At 63.6% G+C, this 17,889-nt stretch carries 17 protein-coding genes and 1 pseudogene; 11 read left to right on the top strand and 7 right to left on the bottom strand.

What is annotated here, in order from left to right; genetic code table 11:
• The first annotated feature begins 71 nt into the window (after nucleotides 1-71).
• On the top strand, nucleotides 72-1,370 hold the full coding sequence (locus tag SLW55_RS14590; protein ID WP_295942636.1) for a DUF58 domain-containing protein: 1,299 nt from the start codon (nucleotides 72-74) through the stop codon (nucleotides 1,368-1,370).
• 49 nt (nucleotides 1,371-1,419) lie between these two features.
• Here the strand turns inward: SLW55_RS14590 and SLW55_RS14595 are convergent, their stop codons facing one another.
• The 6 genes from SLW55_RS14595 to SLW55_RS14620 all read right to left on the bottom strand — a co-directional run bounded on the left by SLW55_RS14595 (nucleotide 1,420) and on the right by SLW55_RS14620 (nucleotide 6,717).
• Entirely contained in the window at nucleotides 1,420-2,382 is a 963-nt protein-coding gene (locus SLW55_RS14595) for a hypothetical protein (RefSeq protein WP_226977985.1), read from the bottom strand.
• Complete coding sequence (locus tag SLW55_RS14600) at nucleotides 2,379-2,762, bottom strand: hypothetical protein (RefSeq protein ID WP_225851499.1); 384 nt, start codon at nucleotides 2,760-2,762, stop codon at nucleotides 2,379-2,381. Before SLW55_RS14600 ends, SLW55_RS14595 begins: the two co-directional genes overlap by 4 nt.
• A gap of 158 nt (nucleotides 2,763-2,920) precedes the next feature.
• Nucleotides 2,921-3,229, bottom strand: a complete 309-nt coding sequence (locus SLW55_RS14605) for a hypothetical protein (RefSeq protein ID WP_320745339.1) — start codon at nucleotides 3,227-3,229, stop codon at nucleotides 2,921-2,923.
• Nucleotides 3,230-3,590: 361 nt separating this feature from the next.
• Nucleotides 3,591-4,772, bottom strand: coding sequence for a glutathionylspermidine synthase family protein (locus SLW55_RS14610; RefSeq protein ID WP_320745340.1), 1,182 nt, complete (start codon nucleotides 4,770-4,772; stop codon nucleotides 3,591-3,593).
• Between the two features lie 34 nt (nucleotides 4,773-4,806).
• Complete coding sequence (locus SLW55_RS14615; protein ID WP_267112615.1) at nucleotides 4,807-5,364, bottom strand: DUF1190 domain-containing protein; 558 nt, start codon at nucleotides 5,362-5,364, stop codon at nucleotides 4,807-4,809.
• 102 nt (nucleotides 5,365-5,466) lie between these two features.
• Nucleotides 5,467-6,717 (bottom strand): cellulase family glycosylhydrolase, encoded by a 1,251-nt coding sequence (locus SLW55_RS14620; protein WP_320745375.1) that lies wholly within the window; start codon nucleotides 6,715-6,717, stop codon nucleotides 5,467-5,469.
• Nucleotides 6,718-7,072: 355 nt separating this feature from the next.
• Between SLW55_RS14620 and ilvD the strand changes: the two genes are divergently transcribed.
• The 6 genes from ilvD to SLW55_RS14650 all read left to right on the top strand — a co-directional run bounded on the left by ilvD (nucleotide 7,073) and on the right by SLW55_RS14650 (nucleotide 14,248).
• Nucleotides 7,073-8,911, top strand: a complete 1,839-nt coding sequence (ilvD, locus tag SLW55_RS14625; RefSeq protein ID WP_320745341.1) for a dihydroxy-acid dehydratase — start codon at nucleotides 7,073-7,075, stop codon at nucleotides 8,909-8,911.
• Nucleotides 8,912-9,426: 515 nt separating this feature from the next.
• Entirely contained in the window at nucleotides 9,427-9,885 is a 459-nt protein-coding gene (locus SLW55_RS14630; RefSeq protein ID WP_152237719.1) for a hypothetical protein, read from the top strand.
• 484 nt (nucleotides 9,886-10,369) lie between these two features.
• Nucleotides 10,370-10,774, top strand: a complete 405-nt coding sequence (locus SLW55_RS14635) for a hypothetical protein (protein ID WP_152237717.1) — start codon at nucleotides 10,370-10,372, stop codon at nucleotides 10,772-10,774.
• A gap of 292 nt (nucleotides 10,775-11,066) precedes the next feature.
• Nucleotides 11,067-11,507 carry an OmpA family protein gene (locus SLW55_RS14640; RefSeq protein ID WP_152237716.1) on the top strand — a complete coding sequence of 147 codons (441 nt, stop codon included), beginning with the start codon at nucleotides 11,067-11,069 and terminating at the stop codon, nucleotides 11,505-11,507.
• Nucleotides 11,508-11,930: 423 nt separating this feature from the next.
• A complete protein-coding gene (locus SLW55_RS14645) occupies nucleotides 11,931-12,464 on the top strand; it encodes a hypothetical protein (RefSeq protein ID WP_193312699.1) in 534 nt (177 codons plus the stop codon).
• A 1,382-nt stretch (nucleotides 12,465-13,846) separates the two neighbouring features.
• Nucleotides 13,847-14,248, top strand: coding sequence for a hypothetical protein (locus SLW55_RS14650; protein WP_152237715.1), 402 nt, complete (start codon nucleotides 13,847-13,849; stop codon nucleotides 14,246-14,248).
• 686 nt (nucleotides 14,249-14,934) lie between these two features.
• Here SLW55_RS14650 and SLW55_RS14655 read toward each other — a convergent pair.
• Nucleotides 14,935-15,442: pseudogene (locus tag SLW55_RS14655) on the bottom strand (IS5 family transposase); the annotation flags it as partial.
• Nucleotides 15,443-15,595: 153 nt separating this feature from the next.
• Here SLW55_RS14655 and SLW55_RS14660 point away from each other — a divergent pair.
• From SLW55_RS14660 to SLW55_RS14675, 4 genes are all read left to right on the top strand, one after another.
• Nucleotides 15,596-16,003, top strand: a complete 408-nt coding sequence (locus SLW55_RS14660; RefSeq protein WP_267086914.1) for a hypothetical protein — start codon at nucleotides 15,596-15,598, stop codon at nucleotides 16,001-16,003.
• Nucleotides 16,000-16,473 carry a hypothetical protein gene (locus SLW55_RS14665; protein WP_320745342.1) on the top strand — a complete coding sequence of 158 codons (474 nt, stop codon included), beginning with the start codon at nucleotides 16,000-16,002 and terminating at the stop codon, nucleotides 16,471-16,473. The genes SLW55_RS14660 and SLW55_RS14665 overlap by 4 nt, the downstream gene beginning before the upstream one ends.
• 246 nt (nucleotides 16,474-16,719) lie before the next feature.
• Nucleotides 16,720-16,998 (top strand): hypothetical protein, encoded by a 279-nt coding sequence (locus SLW55_RS14670; protein ID WP_320745343.1) that lies wholly within the window; start codon nucleotides 16,720-16,722, stop codon nucleotides 16,996-16,998.
• Nucleotides 16,999-17,054: 56 nt separating this feature from the next.
• Complete coding sequence (locus SLW55_RS14675) at nucleotides 17,055-17,594, top strand: hypothetical protein (protein ID WP_320745344.1); 540 nt, start codon at nucleotides 17,055-17,057, stop codon at nucleotides 17,592-17,594.
• Nucleotides 17,595-17,889 lie beyond the last annotated feature (295 nt).

Below are 17,889 nucleotides of genomic sequence, written 5' to 3' on the forward strand. Positions count from 1 at the left end.
ACCCGTCGCGCTGCAGCCCTGCCGCTTTTCCCATTCCCCATTCCCCATTCCCCACTCCCGGCCCCCAAGCGATGAGACCCGCCCCGCTCCTGCTGGCCCTGCTCGCGCTGTGGGCGCTGTACGGCCTGGCCGTGGCGCTGGGCTGGCTGCCGCTGTGGAGCTGGCAGGCGGTCGCAGCGGGCATCGCGCTGGTCGCGGCGCTGGATGCATGGCGGCTGTGGCGCCGGCCGACGCCGCAGGTGCGCCGCGAGCTGCCCGAAGCGCTGCCGCTGGGCGTCCAGCGCGACGTGGTGCTGCACCTGGACAGCGCGCAGCGCCAGCGCGTGGACCTGTTCGACCTGGTGCCCAGTGGCTGGGAGCTGCAGGGCCTGCCGCAGCGCATGACCCTGCCCGCCGCGCATCAGACCCAGGTGCGCTACCAGCTGCGTCCGACCGCGCGCGGCAGCTTCGTCTTCGACGGCACCCACCTGCGCCTGCATGCGCCGTGGCGCCTGTGGTGGCAGCAGCGTCTGGCCGGGTCCGCACGGACCGTGCGCGTGTATCCGAACTTCGCGCCGCTGACCCGCTTCGCCCTGTTCAGCGCCGAACAGGCTTCGCGCCTGGTCGGCGCGCACCTGAAGCGGCGCCGCGGCGAAGGCACCGACTTCCACCAGATGCGCGAATACCGGGTCGGCGACAGCCTGCGCCAGATCGACTGGAAGGCGACCTCGCGCGCGCGCAAGCTGATCTCGCGCGAGTACCAGGACGAGAAGAACCAGCAGTTGCTGATGCTGATCGACACCGGACGGCGCATGTTGGCCAGCGAGCGTGGCCTGTCGCACTTCGACCATGTGCTCAACGCCGCTCTGGTGGTGTCGTACCTGGCGCTGCGCCAGGGCGACGCGGTGGGCATGATGGCCAGCGGCGGCGACGCGCGCTGGGTGGCGCCGCAACGCGGCATGGCCACCGTCGACGTGCTGCTGCGCGCCAGCTACGACCTGCAGCCGCAGCCGGTGGCCACCGATTATCTGACCGCGGCCACCGAACTGTCGCTGCGCCAGCGCCGCCGCGCGCTGGTGATGCTGGTCAGCAACGTGCGCGACGAGGACATCGAAGACCTGCTGGCCGCCGTACGCCTGCTGCAGCGCCGCCACCTGGTGTGCGTGGCCAGCCTGCGCGAGCGCGAACTGGACCAGGCGCTGGCGGAGGACGCACAGGAGCTGCCGCAGGCGGTGCAGGCCGGCGCGGTGGCGCGCTACCTGCAGCAGCGCAGCGCCGCGCACGACGCACTGCGCAGCCACGGCGTGATGGTGCTCGACGTCACCGGCGAGGAACTGCCCGCCGCGCTGATCGAGCGCTACCTGGCGGTGAAGCGCGACGGGTTGCTGTAGCGCGCGGCGGCGGCGCCGCCGCACCGCTCGGCCGCGCAAACCACGGCACTCACTGGCAGTGCTGCAACAGCTTCTCCAGTTCCGCCGCGGCGACGGCGGCAGGTGCCTTGCTCTTGATCAGGTCGTAGCAGGCCATGGTCGATATGCCGCTCGCCAACCGTTGCGCAGCCACGCCGGTCGAGAACATCTTGCCCAACCCGATCGACGCCGAGCCCTTGCCATTGACGGTGCTCGTGCCATCGAAGCTGCCAAAGACGGAATAGGAGTCGCCCAGATTGCTGCGCGCGATCTTCGCATTGGCGGACTTGAGAATGGCTTCCTGCAACTCCGACGCTTTTTGCTTGCTGGCGTACTCGGACGCCACGGCGGCGGCGTTCTGCCGCAGGTCGTTCTCGCTCTGAGCGAAGCCCGCGAGAATCGCCTGATCTTCGGCAGTGGGCGCGAGCGCGTCCATGGCGCTCTTCGCGGCGATCACGTCCGCCTCTTCGACCGTGCCCGGGCTCGCCGCCGCTGCCTGCAGCGACGCCCATTTCAGCTTCGCTTGATCGTATGCGCTTTGCCGCTTGGCGGCTGCGCTGTAGCTGTCGCGCAGTTGCTTGAGCTTGCTATCGGCCTCGATCATCGCCTGCTTCGCCAGCGTCTCCTCCGACAGCGCCCTCGCATAGTCAGTCGATGCCTTCTTGGCCGCTTCGATCCGCGCATCTTCGCTGGTCCCGTCGGCGTCCGAATCGCCCTCTCTGGCGACGCCGGAGATCACCAGCAGCTCGTAGCCCTTTTTGCTGCAGTCGGCACCGGCAACGCCGTCGTTGCACTTTCTCGCCACCGCCACCGGCACATAGGCCGCATCCACCTGCTTGTAGCCCAGGTTCATCGAAATGCCTGGGTTTTCGGTGGATGCCGTGGAAACATCGACACCGAAGCTCGTCTTCGACGCGTAGACCAACGGCGCCTGCTCCAAATGTGCGCAGCCGCCCAACAGCAGAACAGAGAAACAAGCCAGAGACGTTTTCATCGTGACACCTCCTGTGATGCGATGCAGACCTGAGACACATCGCCACCGCCGGCCTGCAGGATCGCAAGCAGGCGGCGGACCTCGGCTTCGGTATTGGACATCAGCACGATGCGGCACGCGTCCGCATCCGGGGGAACATAGATCGCGGTTTCGGCGTGCCAGCCCAGCGTCCACGCGCGCGGGGTCTGCGAAATTCCCAGCCCGCGCGAACGGATCGCCACAGGGGCCAATCCCGTCGTGGCGACGCGCGCGCCGAACAGGCCACGCACGACCACGTCCTCGCGCGCGGTGGAGACCGTCACCACCGCGCACGCGCTGCAGTTGGCTGCGACGCACGCCAGCAGCACCAGCACTCTGGCGCGAATACGAGATGCAGACATGCCGGCCCCCGCAGCACTCCCCGATGTCGATCTTCGTCAGACGGGCAAGCCCGGTCAATCGTGACGAGTATCACATCGTAGACATTTCGCATGCGTCGCGCGTGGCGCGACTGCGCCGGCCGCATTCACGGCGAAGAATGAAACCGCAGACGCCGCCGCTACGTTGCCGCCGCAGGCACCGACGGCAGCTGCGCACTGGCCTGCTGCAGACGCTGCAGCGCCCGAAGCATCAGCGGCCGATGCCGCGCCAGCTTCATCCACGCCGGCAACCGCGCCACCATCGAGCGCCCGAACAGGCCGCGGCGTTCGCGCAGCGTCGCCGACACGTAGTCCTGCAGCTCCTGCAGATGGCGCGGGTTGTAGGCCCACAGCAGGCCGGCGCGGGTCGGCGCGACCAGCGCCAGCGGCATGCCGAAATGCGGATCGTGGGGCGAGCCGTCGCGCACGCGCCGCGGCTGCACCGCCACCGCACAGTCCTTGCGACACGACGCGCAGCGGCCGGGCAAGGTCTTCGGCGGCGGTACAGCGGCGGCCGACGCTGCACAGACATGCACCCACTGATGCCCGCAGTGGCCACAGGCCCGGCGGCCGACCAACTGCACCATTCCCACCCAGTCGTCCGCCGCGCTGTCCAACGCAGCGCTGCACTGCCCGCAACGAAAGCGTGCCTGCCAGCGGTAAGGCTCCCACTGCGCAAGTACCCAGCCCGGCGCGCCGCAGCGATGGCAGCGCACCGCCACCTGGTCGGCATACGCGGCCAAGGGCGTTCCGTCGTTGCGATGCCGACGCGGCGCATCAGGCGACGCCGTGTCGGCGCGCGACACAGACTCACGCATACAGCACGCCCGGCCGCGCCTCCTCGACGATGGCGTGCGGCAGGAACCGCGCGCTGTCGCTTGTGATCGGACTATCGTCCTCGCGAATGCCGATGCCGCAGGCGCGGTCGCCGACGATCCAGCTGCCGACCATCGGGTAGCGGCCCTCGAACGCCGGCAGCGGATGCGCTTGCTGGCGGATGTAGGGTCCGGCATAGGGGCCGTCGCTCTCCAGCACGCGGCCATCGTCCAGGTGCAGCACGATGTTGGCGCCCTCGCGCGAATGCAGCGGCTTGCGTACCCAACCCGGCGGCAAGGCGCTGCCGTCGTCGAACGCGGCCGGCAGCAGGTTGGGATGGCCGCGATGGCGCTCCCACAGCAGCGGCAGGATGCCCTTGTTGCTGAGCAGCGCCTTCCACGGCGGCTCCAGCAGGCGCAGGCCCGAGCCCGGCAGCGCCTGGCCGAAGCGCTCGGCGAACATGTCCTCCAGCGGATACAGCTTGAACAGCGCGCCGATCACCGTGTCGTCCAGATCGGTGTAGCGGCCGTCGCTGGACAGGCCGATGTCCTCGATCGCGATCAGCTCGCCGCCGACGCCGGCCTGCGCGGCGCAGTCGCGCAGGTAGGCGATCGTGCCCTGGTCCTCTTCCGAATCGCGCACCGCGGCGAAGTACAGCGGCGGCGGCAACCCGCCAGCGAGCGCGGCGAAGCGCTCCAGCAAGGCTTCGTGGATGGAGTTGAACTGGTCGGCATCGTCCGGCAATCGGCCCTGCGCGCGCTGGTCCTCCAGCCACTGCCACTGGAAGAACGCCGACTCGAACAGCGAGGTCGGCGTGTCGTAGTTGAGTTCGTAGAGCTTGGCCGGGCCGCGGCCGTCGTAGGCCAGGTCCAGGCGCCCGTACAGATGCGGCTCGCGGCGCCGCCAGCTGTCGGCGATCCAGTCGCGGAACGCCGGCGGGATCGCCAGCCGCTGCATCAGCGCCTCGCTGGCGACGATCTCGTCGAGCAGGCCCATCGCCATCGCGTGCAGTTCGGCACTGGGGTCTTCCAGATCGCGCTCGATCTGGCGCAGGCTGAACGCGTAGTAGGCGCGTTCGTCCCAGTAGCGCTGGCCGTCGATGGTGTGGAAGCGGAAACCGTACTCCGCGGCCTGGGCGCGCCAGTCGCCGCGCTCGACGATCGCGATACGTTTCATGCGGGGTCTCGTGCGATGAGGAAAAAAGCCGGACTCAGCTGCCGAAGCCGCGCGCACCGCTGGACCCGCCGAAGCCGCCGCGGCTGACGGTGACCGCCCGGTTCGGCGTGGCGCCGATATGGGTCATGGTCTGGTTGCCGCGCAGCATCGTGCCGCTGGCGGCCGCCGCACCGGCACCGCCGGAATAGGACGCCGGCCGCTGCCACTGGTTCTGCCGGTCCTGGTAGGCGGGCGCGGCATTGAACCCGGCAGCGCGGTTGTTGTTGAGCATCTGCGACAGGAAGAAGCCGGTCATCATCGGCCCGATGAAGGAATGGCCGTGGCTGTCGCGCTGCTCCACGCAGCGATCCTGCGCATAGTCCTGCGCGCACTGCTCGCGGCTGGCGTACTTGGGCCCCTGCTCGGCCGCCTGCTTCTGCGCCTGCGCGAAGGCCTCGCGGCAGGTCGCGATGTCGTGGGTCTGCGCCACGCAGGCGTCCACCGAGGTGTACAGGCCTTCCTGGGCCTTGGCCTCTGGCTCGCGCCCGCAGGCGGTGAACAGCAGCGGCGCAGCGCTCATTAGCAACAAGGCGGTCGTCTTCGACCTTTTCATGGCAACGTCTTCCTGAGTCCAACCACGATGATGCCCGGTTCCGCCGGCCGCGGAAACCCGCGGCCGGCGGTTGGGCATCACCGCGGACGCACGCGCGACGCGTCAGCTCGTCGGCGGCGGCGGCACGTAGCTGGACAGGCGCGCGTCGAAATACGGCTGCACCGCGGCGATGTTGGACTTGACCTGGATGTCCATGCCGACGTCGCGGCTCATGCCCAGCACGTCGTTGTCCGGCCAACCGGGCCCGAAGCACCACTGCGTGCTGGGAATGTTGTTGGCCTGCAGGTGCGCGAGCATGCGCTTGGTCGCCAGTTCCGCGCTGGCATTGCCGGCCGGATAGCCGTGCTCGCCGAGAAAGCCGCGCTTGCCTCGGTATCCCAGCCAGTCGATGAATGGCTTGACCATCTCGATGCCGGTGTCCGGCGCAACGTTTTCATTGCGATTGGTCCAAGCACCGCCTCCGCGGCCCTCGTCGTCCAGATAGTTGTGCGCCTCGTAGACGATGCGGTCGTACGGGTCGGGAATCGTGTCCAGGTTGTTGGACGCCTCTTTCCACCGGCGGGCGCTGGCGTATTCGTTGCCGCAAACGAACACGTAATGCGACCGGTCGAAATCGAAGATGCGCGCCGCGGTGGCGGTGGCGGTGCGCAGCCAGTGATCGGCCATCACCAGCGTGCTGCCGTCGGCGTTGCGCTCCGGTCCCTGGTAGGGCTCGTTCATCAGGCCCCAGCCGAAGATCGCCGGATGCGAGCGGAAGCGCTGCACGATGCGACTCCACAGATCCGGCAGGCCGGCGGCGTTGTACAGCGTGCAGCCCGGCGTGCCGATCACGCGGTACTCGTAGAGCTTGAGCAGGTTGTCGGCCGGATCGAAGTAGGCCAGGTACAGGAAATTCCCCTTGCGGTAGGTCCCGTTCCACACCGATTGGTCGGCCGGATCGGCGACCGCGCGGCCGTCCGGCCCGATCAGCTGGCCGGCGCCATCGCGCCGGTAACCGGACTTGCTCGCGACCTTGATCGGCAAGCGCATGTAGTCGTGCAACTCCAGGATCGCCACCTTGCCGCGCTGCGCGAGCCGGCCCAGCACTTTCTCGACTTGGTCGCAATACGTGGCGTTGAGCGGCATGCCCTGGCCGGTACTGAAGCGTGCGGCGGTGGTGGGCAGGCGGAACAGCGGGCAGGCGCCGGCGGCAACGATGTGCTGGTCGCTGATGTCGCGGTAGTGCCGGTCGATGAGGGCGTTGTCGACGAAGTTGTTGGACGCCAGCCCGGACAGGTTGAGGCCGGCGAACGGCAGCGTGCCGGCGGCGCGGGCCTGGCCGCCCAGGCCCCAGAGCGCGGCGCCGGCGGCGATGCCGACACCGGCGCGCAGCACGCTGCGGCGGCTCGGATCGTCGGGGGTGGACACAAGGGACGGGGCGGGGGAGGAAACAGCGGAAGACGACGAACGCACATGCCGGAGCATGGACACCTCCTGTGGTCATGATGGGCGAGCCGGGCCTACGCCCCCTGACGCACCGGCCACCGCAGTCTGCCAAGCGCAGGCAGGCAGGTCTGCGACCCGCTCCGCACTCCCGGGCGGCGCGCGGCGGCGCCAGCGTGCGTGCTAACGTGGTCGGCCCACCGGTGGGCGTCCAGGACGGTTGCAGCAGCAACGATCCGATCGCGCCACCATCGCCAGCCTCCCCGCCCGCTCGTTCGCTGCTCCCATGCCCGACTATCGCTCCAAGACCTCGACCCACGGCCGCAACATGGCCGGCGCCCGCGCGCTGTGGCGCGCCACCGGCATGCAGGACGCCGACTTCCACAAGCCGATCATCGCCATCGCCAATTCCTTCACCCAGTTCGTGCCCGGCCACGTGCACCTGAAGGATCTCGGGCAACTGGTCGCGCGCGAGATCGAGCGCGTCGGCGGCGTGGCCAAGGAGTTCGACACCATCGCCGTGGACGACGGCATCGCCATGGGCCACGACGGCATGCTGTACTCGCTGCCCAGCCGCGAGATCATCGCCGACTCGGTCGAGTACATGGTCAACGCGCACTGCGCCGACGCGCTGGTGTGCATCTCCAACTGCGACAAGATCACCCCCGGCATGCTGATGGCCGCGCTGCGCCTCAACATCCCCACCGTGTTCGTCTCCGGCGGGCCGATGGAAGCCGGCAAGACCAAGCTCGCCGACCACAACCTGGACCTGATCGACGCGATGGTGATCGCCGCCGATCCCACCGCCTCCGACGAGAAGGTCGCCGCGTTCGAGCGCAGCGCCTGCCCCACCTGCGGCTCCTGCTCGGGCATGTTCACCGCCAACTCGATGAACTGCCTGACCGAAGCGCTGGGCCTGGCCCTGCCCGGCAACGGCACCGTGGTCGCCACCCACGCCGACCGCGAGCAACTGTTCCTCAAGGCCGGCCGCACCGCGGTGGAATTGTGCCACCGCTGGTATGGCGCCGAAGACCCACGCGCGCTGCCGCGCGGCATCGCCACCTTCGAGGCGTTCGAGAACGCGATGACCCTGGACATCGCGATGGGCGGCTCCACCAACACCATCCTGCACCTGCTCGCCGCCGCGCAGGAGGCCGAGGTGCCGTTCACCCTGCGCGACATCGACCACCTGTCCAAGCGCGTGCCGCAGCTGTGCAAGGTGGCGCCGAACACGCAGAAGTACCACATCGAGGACGTGCACCGCGCCGGCGGCATCGTCGCCATCCTCGGCGAACTGGCGCGCGGCGGCCTGCTGCACACCGACCAGGCCACCGTGCACAGCCGCAGCCTGGCCGACGCCATCGCGCAGTGGGACATCACCCAGAGCGACGACCCCGCGGTGCAGACGTTCTACCAGGCCGGGCCGGCCGGCATCCCCACCCAGGTCGCCTTCAGCCAGGCCACGCGTTGGCCCAGCCTGGACGCCGACCGCGCCAGCGGCTGCATCCGCGACGTCGCCCACGCCTACTCGCAGGAAGGCGGCCTGGCAGTGCTGTACGGCAACATCGCCGAGGACGGCTGCGTGGTGAAGACCGCCGGCGTGGACGAATCCATCCACGTGTTCGAGGGCAACGCCAAGGTGTTCGAAAGCCAGGACGCCGCGGTCAAGGGCATCCTCGCCGACGACGTCAAGGCTGGCGACGTCGTGGTGATCCGCTACGAAGGTCCCAAGGGCGGCCCCGGCATGCAGGAAATGCTGTACCCGACGTCGTATCTGAAGTCCAAGGGCCTGGGCAAGCAATGCGCCCTGCTCACCGACGGCCGCTTCTCCGGCGGCACCTCCGGCCTGTCGATCGGCCACGCCTCCCCGGAAGCGGCGGCGGGCGGCACCATCGGCCTGGTCCGCGACGGCGACCGCATCCGCATCGACATCCCCCAGCGCCGCATCGACCTGCTGGTCTCCGACGCGGAACTGGCCACGCGCCGCGCCGACCAGGACGCCCGTGGCTGGAAGCCAGCGGAACCGCGCCCGCGCAAGGTCAGTACGGCGTTGAAGGCCTACGCGTTGCTGGCGACCAGTGCGGACAAGGGGGCGGTGCGGGACAAGGCGATGTTGGAGGGGTGAGGCATTTCCTCCAGCAACCTCGGCGGTTGATGCGCCGTTACGCCTTCATCGTCACGGGTGTAACTCACACGACAGTTCGAACGTCGGATAACGTAGCCAGCATTGGCGCACGGAGCCCCGGCCAAAATCAGGCAAGTCATTGATGCAGGGCGGGAATTTCCCGCTTTGCAGACGTCTGGCGTTGGTTGATACTTGGGGCATCACCGCTTTTGGGCCGTCCAAATAGTAGTTAGGCCGCAATGGAAAGAACTTCTGGGAAGTGCGATGAATGCGGGAGCCGATACATCGCAACGGCTTCAAGCATGTCATCGCTTTGTCCAGAGTGCGCTCATATCCTGTATGGCACTCCAAAGTGTCCACATGAGTTCATTTCAGGGCAATGTGCCATCTGCGGCTGGGATGGCTCCAGTTCGGCATACATTCAATCTCTACTCTGGTCGCGTCCGTCGTCGGCCTAACAACTCATTCAAGCCGACGTCGCTTCGCGGCGCGGCTTAATTCAAGCATTAGGCGCCATGGACGCAGATCGGGATTTTGAAGTAAAGAGCTATCAAGAGATCGCCAACTTGACGCTTGGCGGCTACCAGCTTATCGAGGCACTGCTAAAGACTTACTTGCGTAACTACTTCAACATCGCCAAGCATCGCTTGGGTCGCGACTTACACTTCGGCTTCACGGGCAGCGACTATGACAACGCAGCGCTTGGCACACTCCTGAAGGTCTTCGCAAAGACATGCTCAGACTCTCAGCTTGTCAAAGATCTCCAAGCCGAGATTCCTCATCGAGACTATGTTGCCCATCAGGCTTCGCTGGTCATGTTCCGGCGACAGCCGTGCAGTTCGGAGGAACTTCAGGCGCTGTCCAAACAACTATCAACCCGTAGTAGTTCAATTTCTGGCCTTCTGACTCGCTTGAACAACGTGCACAACCTTCTTTTGGCGCCCTACCGCGGAGAACCCGGGCTTGGCGCCTAACAATTCATTCAAGCCGACGCCGCTTCGCGGCGCGGCTTAATTCAGGCGTTAGGGCGCCCAGGTGAGCACACCGCGACTCGCTACAAGAGAACACGACGGCTGGTGGCTATCGGACGGCGAAGAGGCCCATGCCGAGAGCCCGGAGTCGTTCTGGATCCCGCATGCAGAAGCCCGCCGTGGGCTCGCACCCGGCGACATAGCTAAGCTCCGGTTCTACATCCTGGGCCCTGACGCGTCCGGCGAGAAGGTCGAGCACGGCGAGCGCATGTGGGTAGAGGTCTTGGAGTGCCAGGCGGGCTGGTACCGGGGCGCGCTAGATAACGACCCGCACTGCACAGACCGGCTGCAGGCTGGCATGGAGCTATGGTTCCAGCCTCGGCACGTGATAGATATCCATCAGGGGTGAAGCAGCGGGTGCGCCCTAACAATTCATTCAAGCCGACGCCGCTTCTCGGCGCGGCTTAACTCAGGTGTTAGGCTGCTTATGAAGCTTGGTATCTCTGAAGCATTCCGGCGTTACGGGGCCACACTCAAGAACGTCAACTGGTCCGTGAGCTCGTGGGTCGATGACGACACGTTGGTAGTGAGCCTCTGGAATCATCACCACATCAAAGGCTACGGGCCAAACATCTTGGCATTCGGCGACCGCTTTGATCGCTGGTCAGGTCCCGGCAATACGGAATTTCGCACCAACGTCGTTCGTGCCTTTGACACTGGCGCTGTGGTCCGCTTAGTGCTTGCTCGCGCACTGGAGCCGGATCGTGTACAGCGCGGCGAAGATGGGAGCAAGATTCCCAAGACCTTTGCCGTGCGGGACGATCTCGTGGGGAGGGTCGCTGACGTATCCGGAGAGAACTATGTCATTGAGTTCCGGCGCGCCGCGGCCTAACAATTCAATCAAGCCGACATGCCTACGGCATGCGGCTTGTCTCAAGCGTTAGGCGTGTGGCTTCTTCTTTGGCTTGGCGCTTCCGGTTGCACCAACCACCGCGCCGCCTGACACTTGGCAGGTCACCTCAACGGATGGTCAACGTGGCAAGCCCTGCATCGGACGCAGCACCAGACAATACGGTCGTCGGCACCTCGTTCCGGCGCCCCACCTTCGTTGGGCCATCCTGGCCTAACCAGTCAATCAAGCCGACGTGCCTACGGCACGCGGCTTATTTCCAGCGTTAGGTGACATGTCCAAGCTCCTCTCAATCCTGCTATCGACAGCTCTGCTCGGTGGATATTCCGGCGCTGCATGCAGTTCTTCACTCGACCTGTATGGTGCTTTCTTCAAGGCCGGCCATCCCATCAAGGGTGAGACGATCGACGAGGCTGCAACTGGGGCAGACCAAATTGCCAACTTGAATCGCTCTGTCGAGCTAATCAAGCGCCACCCGGACGTCAGGTTCGAGATTGCGGGCCATACTGATCAGTATGAGTGTTCCGGGCAAGAGTGCCGCTATCTCGCCCAACGTCGAGCGCTTCTCCTATACATGTTCCTGCTAGCCGCTGGCGTGGATCCGCTTTGTGTCATTGCTCTAACCGAGTACGGGTCCACTCGCCCGATCGCTGGCAAACGGGAGGAGAACTCGCTCAATCAGCGCGCCGAGCTAAACGTGGACATTGAGCCGTAAAGTGCTCCAGTATGGCACCTAACAGTTCATTCAAGCCGACGCCACTTCGCGGCGCGGCTTAATTCAGGCGTTAGGCGGTGGTGGAGCAAATCAGCTGGTGGGTCGGGCTTCGTCGGTTGGCTGGCATGCCGGCGGTCGGTTCCGGCAAGTCGCTGTTACCGTTGCTGGTTGCAGTAAGTTCGGTGCTTTGCCCTTACCCGTCATTCCCACGCTACGCTCGTTGCACTTGGATTCGGTGGCAGCACGCATCGGTGCGTCGCTGGGCAAGCTCCATCCCGCAGGCTGTGGCACACTTGGTCCAGGCGGCAGTGCTGGGGAGCAGGGTTGCACAATCCAACCTTTGGGGCCACTTACTGCCTAACAACTCAGTCAAGCCGAAGTTGCTTCGCAACTCGGCTTAAGCTCCAGGGAAGACGGGCCACGATGAAGCTCACCGCGATTATGCTGTTGACGGCGTTCCTCACTGTGGGAATGGCATATGCAGGGCCGCCCGCCGCAAGGCCAATACGCTTTTCAGTGCTAAAGGAAGACACCAATTCGGTGTCGCAGATCATCGGGCTCTGCGATGGCACACGCGAGGACGACGAGTTCGGTTGCCGGCTCGCGAGGATCAATTTGGTCAAGGGAGACGAGCTCCAGCGCAAGGTGCTTGGTGGCGGCCCAGAGCAATGTGTACTTGGCGTCTCATCAGACGGCCAGGAGGTCAAGTTTCGTAAGACCGCTGACAACACTTGGATTGCAGTATCGCCCCCGTCCGTGCTATGCGGCATCGTCAGCAGCTACACGCTGGCAAGTGCTGGTGCCCACGCAGCATGGAAACTAACGATCACAAGCAAGAAGACCGATTCATCCATGCCGATGTGCAAGTCGTTAGGTGAAACCAGCGAAGAATTCTATATCGGCTTCCCATCGCTCGCGTGCCAGAATGTCAAATTCGGCCCCAACCCCGGCTTCTGATCCTATTTCTCTAGGGATAGTCTGATCCGAAGGGCAATGGATGAAGAGCAATGGATCCAGGTTCCGACGTCCCCCCGGTTTCATACGATGGCTACACGTCGACCGTCCTGCGGTTTTGCCCTTGGTGCGGCAAGGACCTTCCGTCTTCGCTACCGTCCGAGTGGTACAAAGAACTCGCTGAGCGTGGCTACTCAGACCCAGGAGGCGATGACCTCATTCCCGAACAGTTCAACTCAGATAGGTGGTGGCGTGGCCGCGCCCTAACAATTCATCCAAGCCGACCGTCCACTGGCTACGCCAGCGGCGGGCGGCTTAATTCAAGCGTTAGGCGGCTGGCATTGGCTTGGTGTTGGAGCCGCGTTTGCATCCACCACATCGCCGGCTGACACTTGGCTGTGTCACCTCATCGAATGGTCAACGTGGCAGGCCCTGTATCGGACGCAGCACCAGACAACACGGTCGTCGACGTATTAGTTCGGCGCGCCATCTTCGTTGGGCCATCCCGGCCTAACCAGTCAATTAAGCCGACGTGCCTACGGCACGCGGCTTATTTCCAGTGTTAGGCCGTTGGCATGAACTCACTGCAGACCAAAAGATCGATCCTGTTCGGTGCACTTATCGCTCCTCTCGGGGCACCAGTGGCATTCTTGCTGTACTCGCTGGCGTCCGCTCTAGTGCGGGAAGGGCTGCCAGGGCTCAAGGATTGGCCCATTGCCGTTGTAATCTATTTTTCTTTCGGTCTACCCATCGCATATGGAGCGATGGCCGCTCTCGGCTTACCCTACGTCACGTGGCTTCGGTGCGCTGGCTATTTGAGCTGGCTCAGTGTATGCGCTGGTGCTTTCATAGCCGGAACATTTTCGCTGCCGGGCAGTCTCATGCTTCTAGGCGTTGGCTCACAGCCCTATCTTGCCAATTTCGCAGCTGGCGGCTTTATCGGTCTCGTTTGTGGCGTATTGTTTTGCGTTGTTACGGGGCCTAAAAATTTATTCAAGCCGGCGCCGCTTCACGAAGCCGCCAACTCAGGTGTTAGGCGGTAGTGTTGTGCGTGCGGCGCGACTTACGCCATCGGTGACAGCGATAGCGCTTCAGCGGTCGGCCTCGGTTCGCAATCCTCACGTCTACCGCCATTGGATCGCCCGCTACTTGGTCATCCAGCTTCGTTGCTCTGCTGCGCTCATTGCCTATGGTTTCGGTCACATCCAGCGGCCAGCATCTCGGGCGAGCCCCAATACCGCTATTTGTGGCATGCTCGGCTATTGGCGCAAGTGCTGGGGAGCACGCTTCTTGCTCACCACCTCCTGGCACGACCGTCTAACTATTCATTCAAGCCGACCCCGCTCCGCGGTGCGTCTTAACTTAGGCGTAAGGTTGCACCCCCAATGTCCAGCATTGTGAACGGCTACATCCACTGCTTCCGCTCGGAGACTGACGTCGAGGCCCATAACAGAAGGGTGCTTGAAGGTCTTGGCGATACAGGATCTTTGCTAGTCAGGCCCATGTTCTCGTTGTTACCAAACCATCGCGGACATAGTTACTACGGCCATCTCATCCACTTCGCCGCCTACTACAAAGAATTTTGGGATCTAGAGGAGGAATGGATAGTGGCCTACGAGAGCCTTTTGGAGTCACTAGTATGGGATTCATCGGAAGTAATGCATCAATGGACTGGCGCGCGCACTGTGTGGCGATCCCAGGGCAGCCGGCAGATCGAGAGTATCAGCGGCATGAAAGTGGTCACCAGAAAGACATTTCCGTACGATCTTGCCGCGGGCGCAACCTAACCAATCATTCAAGCCGACGCCTTCGGCGCGAATTAACTCAGGCGCCAAGGCCCAAACAGCGTTTCCTCAAAAATGTGATGATCAATGCCCGACCTAAACGCTATTCGTTCAATTTCCATCTCGCTCACTGAAGACGAACTACGCTACTTAGTCTCATGTGGCAGCGCTCTGGTAATGAACGTGCCCGAAGCATCGTTACCCACCTACACACACTTCTCGAAACATCAAATCATTGATTTTTCCAGGCGAATTCGCAGCCTCATGAATTTCCAAAATATAGACATGTAGGCATCCAGTCCTGAACGGTTTTGGGAAAAAAGTTCATCCAAGCCGACGCGGCTTTGCGGCGCGGCTTAACTCAGATGGTAGGTGTAAAAAATGGAATTCCGAACACTCAAGTGCCCACACTGCAAAAAGAAGGGAGTCAGCCTGGTCAAGAAGCTCCTATCCGGACCCGCCTTCGAGCATCGTTGCAGTAAATGCAACAGGTACTGGGGTGTTTCGCATTGGGCGGCCCTAGCGTCTGTGACTTGCGTTGTTGCCTATATCGTCTATCTCGCACTCGGGGGACCAGTTCCATTTGGCTCGCGTACTTTTGCGACCATTGCGTTCACTCTTGCGCTTTGCATACTTTTACTCATGGTGCCAACCGTCAAAAAATAGGCTGGCACCTAACAGTTCATTCAAGCAGAATCGGCGTGCAGCTTGCATGACCAACGTCGCGGGCGCCCTGGCTTGCCGGCGATCGTTGGCAGGGCATCGACCAGTCCTCGAAGACCACCGCGTCGTGCCGGTTGGCTCCGGTCACACAGACCGCCAAGTGAACGCCATTGCGGTCGACGATCAGATGCCGCTTGGTGCCGAGTTTGCCGCGATCGGTCGGGTTCGGCCCGGTGTACGCTCCCCCCGTGGGGAGGCCACACTGGCCGCGTCCAGGCTGACTCGGCTCAGGTCCAGCTTGTCGGCTCGCCGCAACTCGGACAGCAGGACCTGATGCAGGCGATGCCGGACGCCGGCGGCCTGCCAGTCGCGTAACCTGCGCCAACAGGTCATGCCGCTGCCGTAGCCCAAATCCAGGGGAAGTTCTTCCCATGGAATGCCGGTACGCAGGACATAGACGATGCCGTTGAGGGCCTGCTGATCTCTGACGCGAGGCCGCCCTCCTTTGGGCGAAGGCTTTACTGATGGGATCAGCGGTTAGATGCGCTTCCGCAGCGCGGCGGGGATCTCTTTGCGACGGGCCATGCCGCGAATTTTGCCACCTGCGAATCTGTGTTCAAATAGGTTTTGTTAGTGACTCTTAGTCCGGTTCCATCCATGCATCCTTGCTGATCGACAGGACATCCCATGATTGCAGGCAAGAGCAAACTCGATCGCAAAAAGCACCTGGCGTCGATCGTCGCCGGTCATCTCGTGTCTCTCGGGCACACCGCTTCGGTTGTGGAAGGGAGGGTCAATTCGGCTGGTCACAGGGATCAGGTGCTCGTCGATAGCGCGATCGGACTGGTGCATGTCACCGCATCGAGCAACACCGAGCCGAACGGCAGCATCCTGTGTTCGGATATCGAAGACGGGGATCAGTCGTTCCTCGCCGACAAGGAAGTCGTGGCTTTTGGCTGGAACACCCGCGATGGGCGGACGACGGTCATGCTCGTGCCTGCCGAGGCGGTGCGCGGCAACAAATCGATGACCAAGGATCAGATCAGGTCGGCTAGCATTCGCGCGTACACCCTGATGCTGGGGCCACCTGCATGAGCCTCGATGCAGGCACGACCAGCCCGAGCCGGCTTGGTTCACGGCTCAGGCACGATTTCCCACCCAAGAAGGCAGACCGCCCGATGAAATCGCTCCGTCGTTGTACGCTTCTCGCACTCACACTGCTGGTCTTCTGTTTTTCTGCCACGGCGGGCAATCCCCAAGATGCGGTACTGACCTACCCCGCCGATGCCGCTCTGCCGATCTCCCTCACCTTGCTGACGCGCCAGGGAAAGGTGGGGCGTGACAACGCGATTTACGACAACTACCGCCCACAGGTGCGATTCTCCGGTGAGAGTAAGGACGTCATGTGTGCAGTGCGCATTTCCAAAGCGCAGGAGAAGATCGAACCCGGCGAGACCGCTGCGGTGTCTCTGAGCTGCATCGAGCAGTTCCACGTTTTGGAAAAAGACAGGTCGTTCATCGCCTATGAGGGCGGGCGCAAGGTCGCCGAGGGCATCCTGCGTTGATGGCGCTGGCAATGTCAGGCGGCACGGCGCGTCAGCGCACAGCCGGCATCGGACCGGCGCAGCGCGTCGTTTGCTCGATACGGAGTGTCCCCACCCTTCCAGCACGCGACGCACTTCTCGCCCGTTGATCGCGTGCCCCTTACAGCCGGCCATGCACTGGAAATCGATCTTTGCCTATGCCGCCCTGCGTTTGTTCTCCGGTGCGGCGTTCGCTTTTTCAGCGGCTTATTCGAGATAGGCGGCTTGGTGAATGCCTGGACCCTTCTCTCTTTCCTGCTCTGCGCCGCACTCTTCGCACACCTCGTGTTGCGTGTGGCGCAACACCGCCTCGCGCACGCCTGCCTCATCCTGGTCATCTACGCCGCCTTCGCGAATGTTCTCGTGGCGCTATTGCCACAATACACGACGGACGAACCAGCCATGTTTGTCGCTCTGGAATGGCTGCAACTGCTCGCCTCCACAGGCCTCGGCTTGCTCGTCGGCTGGGTGTTTCGGCGCGCGGCCGATCAACGCCGGCTGCTGTAGTCGCGTGCAGCACGCGACTACACCTGCCAATGTCGCCCGAAGGTTGGCTGACGCTCATGGTCAAGATCATCAGATTCGTTGAAAAAGGAACGGCGCTGCTCCTCCTGGCAACGCTTGTCGCATTGGTCGCTTACGATGCGCTCGCTGTCCGCCCACATCTGGCCCGAATCCGCGATCTGCTCGCCCACGCCAATCCAGAAGACGCCACTCCTCCCGAAGCGATTCGCAGGCTGATCGATGCGAATGTGGGATCGCCCTCCCCGCATGCGGCTCGCCTGGTGACGTCCCTCGTCTACACGGATTTGGCGCAAGGTCAGTCGCACGTGCGCAACGCGCTTTGGAGCATGCTGCTACCGGTGCACTTCGACGAGTCGCACATCTACGGCCTCTACTGCAGTCTTTCCTACAACGGCACAGATCATGGATTGAGCAGCTTTGCCAATCGGGAATTCGGCAAACCGCTTAGCCAGCTTTCACCACTGCAGGCAGCGACCACCGTTGCGGTCACCCATGCTCCTACAATCTACTTGAAAGATCGCGACAAGCTGGGCAGGCGCGCTCGGACGCTATTGGCAAGGTCCCGGCCTCCGCATTAGACCTCCATGCTGCAACAGGCGACGCCGCCGTTTCGTCCACACCGACTCTCCTCTGACATGACCCGGCACAACGGGATTGGCACAACATGAAGAAGACAATCGCAAGCATTGCCATGACAGCGACCTTGACGAGCCTGCCGCTCGCAGCACCAGCGTCTGAGCCAGTGCCATCCATCAGCCAAGCGACACTGCAGGAGTCCGAGAGCGAATACCAGCACAGCCAGCTCTGCGGCGAGGACGAGCTTGCCTGTGGACGTGCCAGACGCGCAAGCGAGAGTTTTCGCTATGCTCGTCG

Source organism: Xanthomonas sp. LF06-19 (assembly GCF_034105425.1).
GTDB lineage: Bacteria > Pseudomonadota > Gammaproteobacteria > Xanthomonadales > Xanthomonadaceae > Xanthomonas_A > Xanthomonas_A sontii.

Bases quoted from the DNA above. Each gene is read 5' to 3' on its own strand.
- SLW55_RS14615 (WP_267112615.1), bottom strand. From the start codon at position 5,364: ATGAAAAGGTCGAAGACGACCGCCTTGTTGCTAATGAGCGCTGCGCCG.
- SLW55_RS14660 (WP_267086914.1), top strand. From the start codon at position 15,596: ATGATTGCAGGCAAGAGCAAACTCGATCGCAAAAAGCACCTGGCGTCG.
- SLW55_RS14595 (WP_226977985.1), bottom strand. From the start codon at position 2,382: ATGAAAACGTCTCTGGCTTGTTTCTCTGTTCTGCTGTTGGGCGGCTGC.
- ilvD (WP_320745341.1), top strand. From the start codon at position 7,073: ATGCCCGACTATCGCTCCAAGACCTCGACCCACGGCCGCAACATGGCC.
- SLW55_RS14635 (WP_152237717.1), top strand. From the start codon at position 10,370: ATGAAGCTTGGTATCTCTGAAGCATTCCGGCGTTACGGGGCCACACTC.
- SLW55_RS14645 (WP_193312699.1), top strand. From the start codon at position 11,931: ATGAAGCTCACCGCGATTATGCTGTTGACGGCGTTCCTCACTGTGGGA.
- SLW55_RS14665 (WP_320745342.1), top strand. From the start codon at position 16,000: ATGAGCCTCGATGCAGGCACGACCAGCCCGAGCCGGCTTGGTTCACGG.
- SLW55_RS14650 (WP_152237715.1), top strand. From the start codon at position 13,847: ATGTCCAGCATTGTGAACGGCTACATCCACTGCTTCCGCTCGGAGACT.
- SLW55_RS14610 (WP_320745340.1), bottom strand. From the start codon at position 4,772: ATGAAACGTATCGCGATCGTCGAGCGCGGCGACTGGCGCGCCCAGGCC.
- SLW55_RS14600 (WP_225851499.1), bottom strand. From the start codon at position 2,762: ATGTCTGCATCTCGTATTCGCGCCAGAGTGCTGGTGCTGCTGGCGTGC.
- SLW55_RS14675 (WP_320745344.1), top strand. From the start codon at position 17,055: ATGGTCAAGATCATCAGATTCGTTGAAAAAGGAACGGCGCTGCTCCTC.
- SLW55_RS14590 (WP_295942636.1), top strand. From the start codon at position 72: ATGAGACCCGCCCCGCTCCTGCTGGCCCTGCTCGCGCTGTGGGCGCTG.
- SLW55_RS14630 (WP_152237719.1), top strand. From the start codon at position 9,427: ATGGACGCAGATCGGGATTTTGAAGTAAAGAGCTATCAAGAGATCGCC.
- SLW55_RS14640 (WP_152237716.1), top strand. From the start codon at position 11,067: ATGTCCAAGCTCCTCTCAATCCTGCTATCGACAGCTCTGCTCGGTGGA.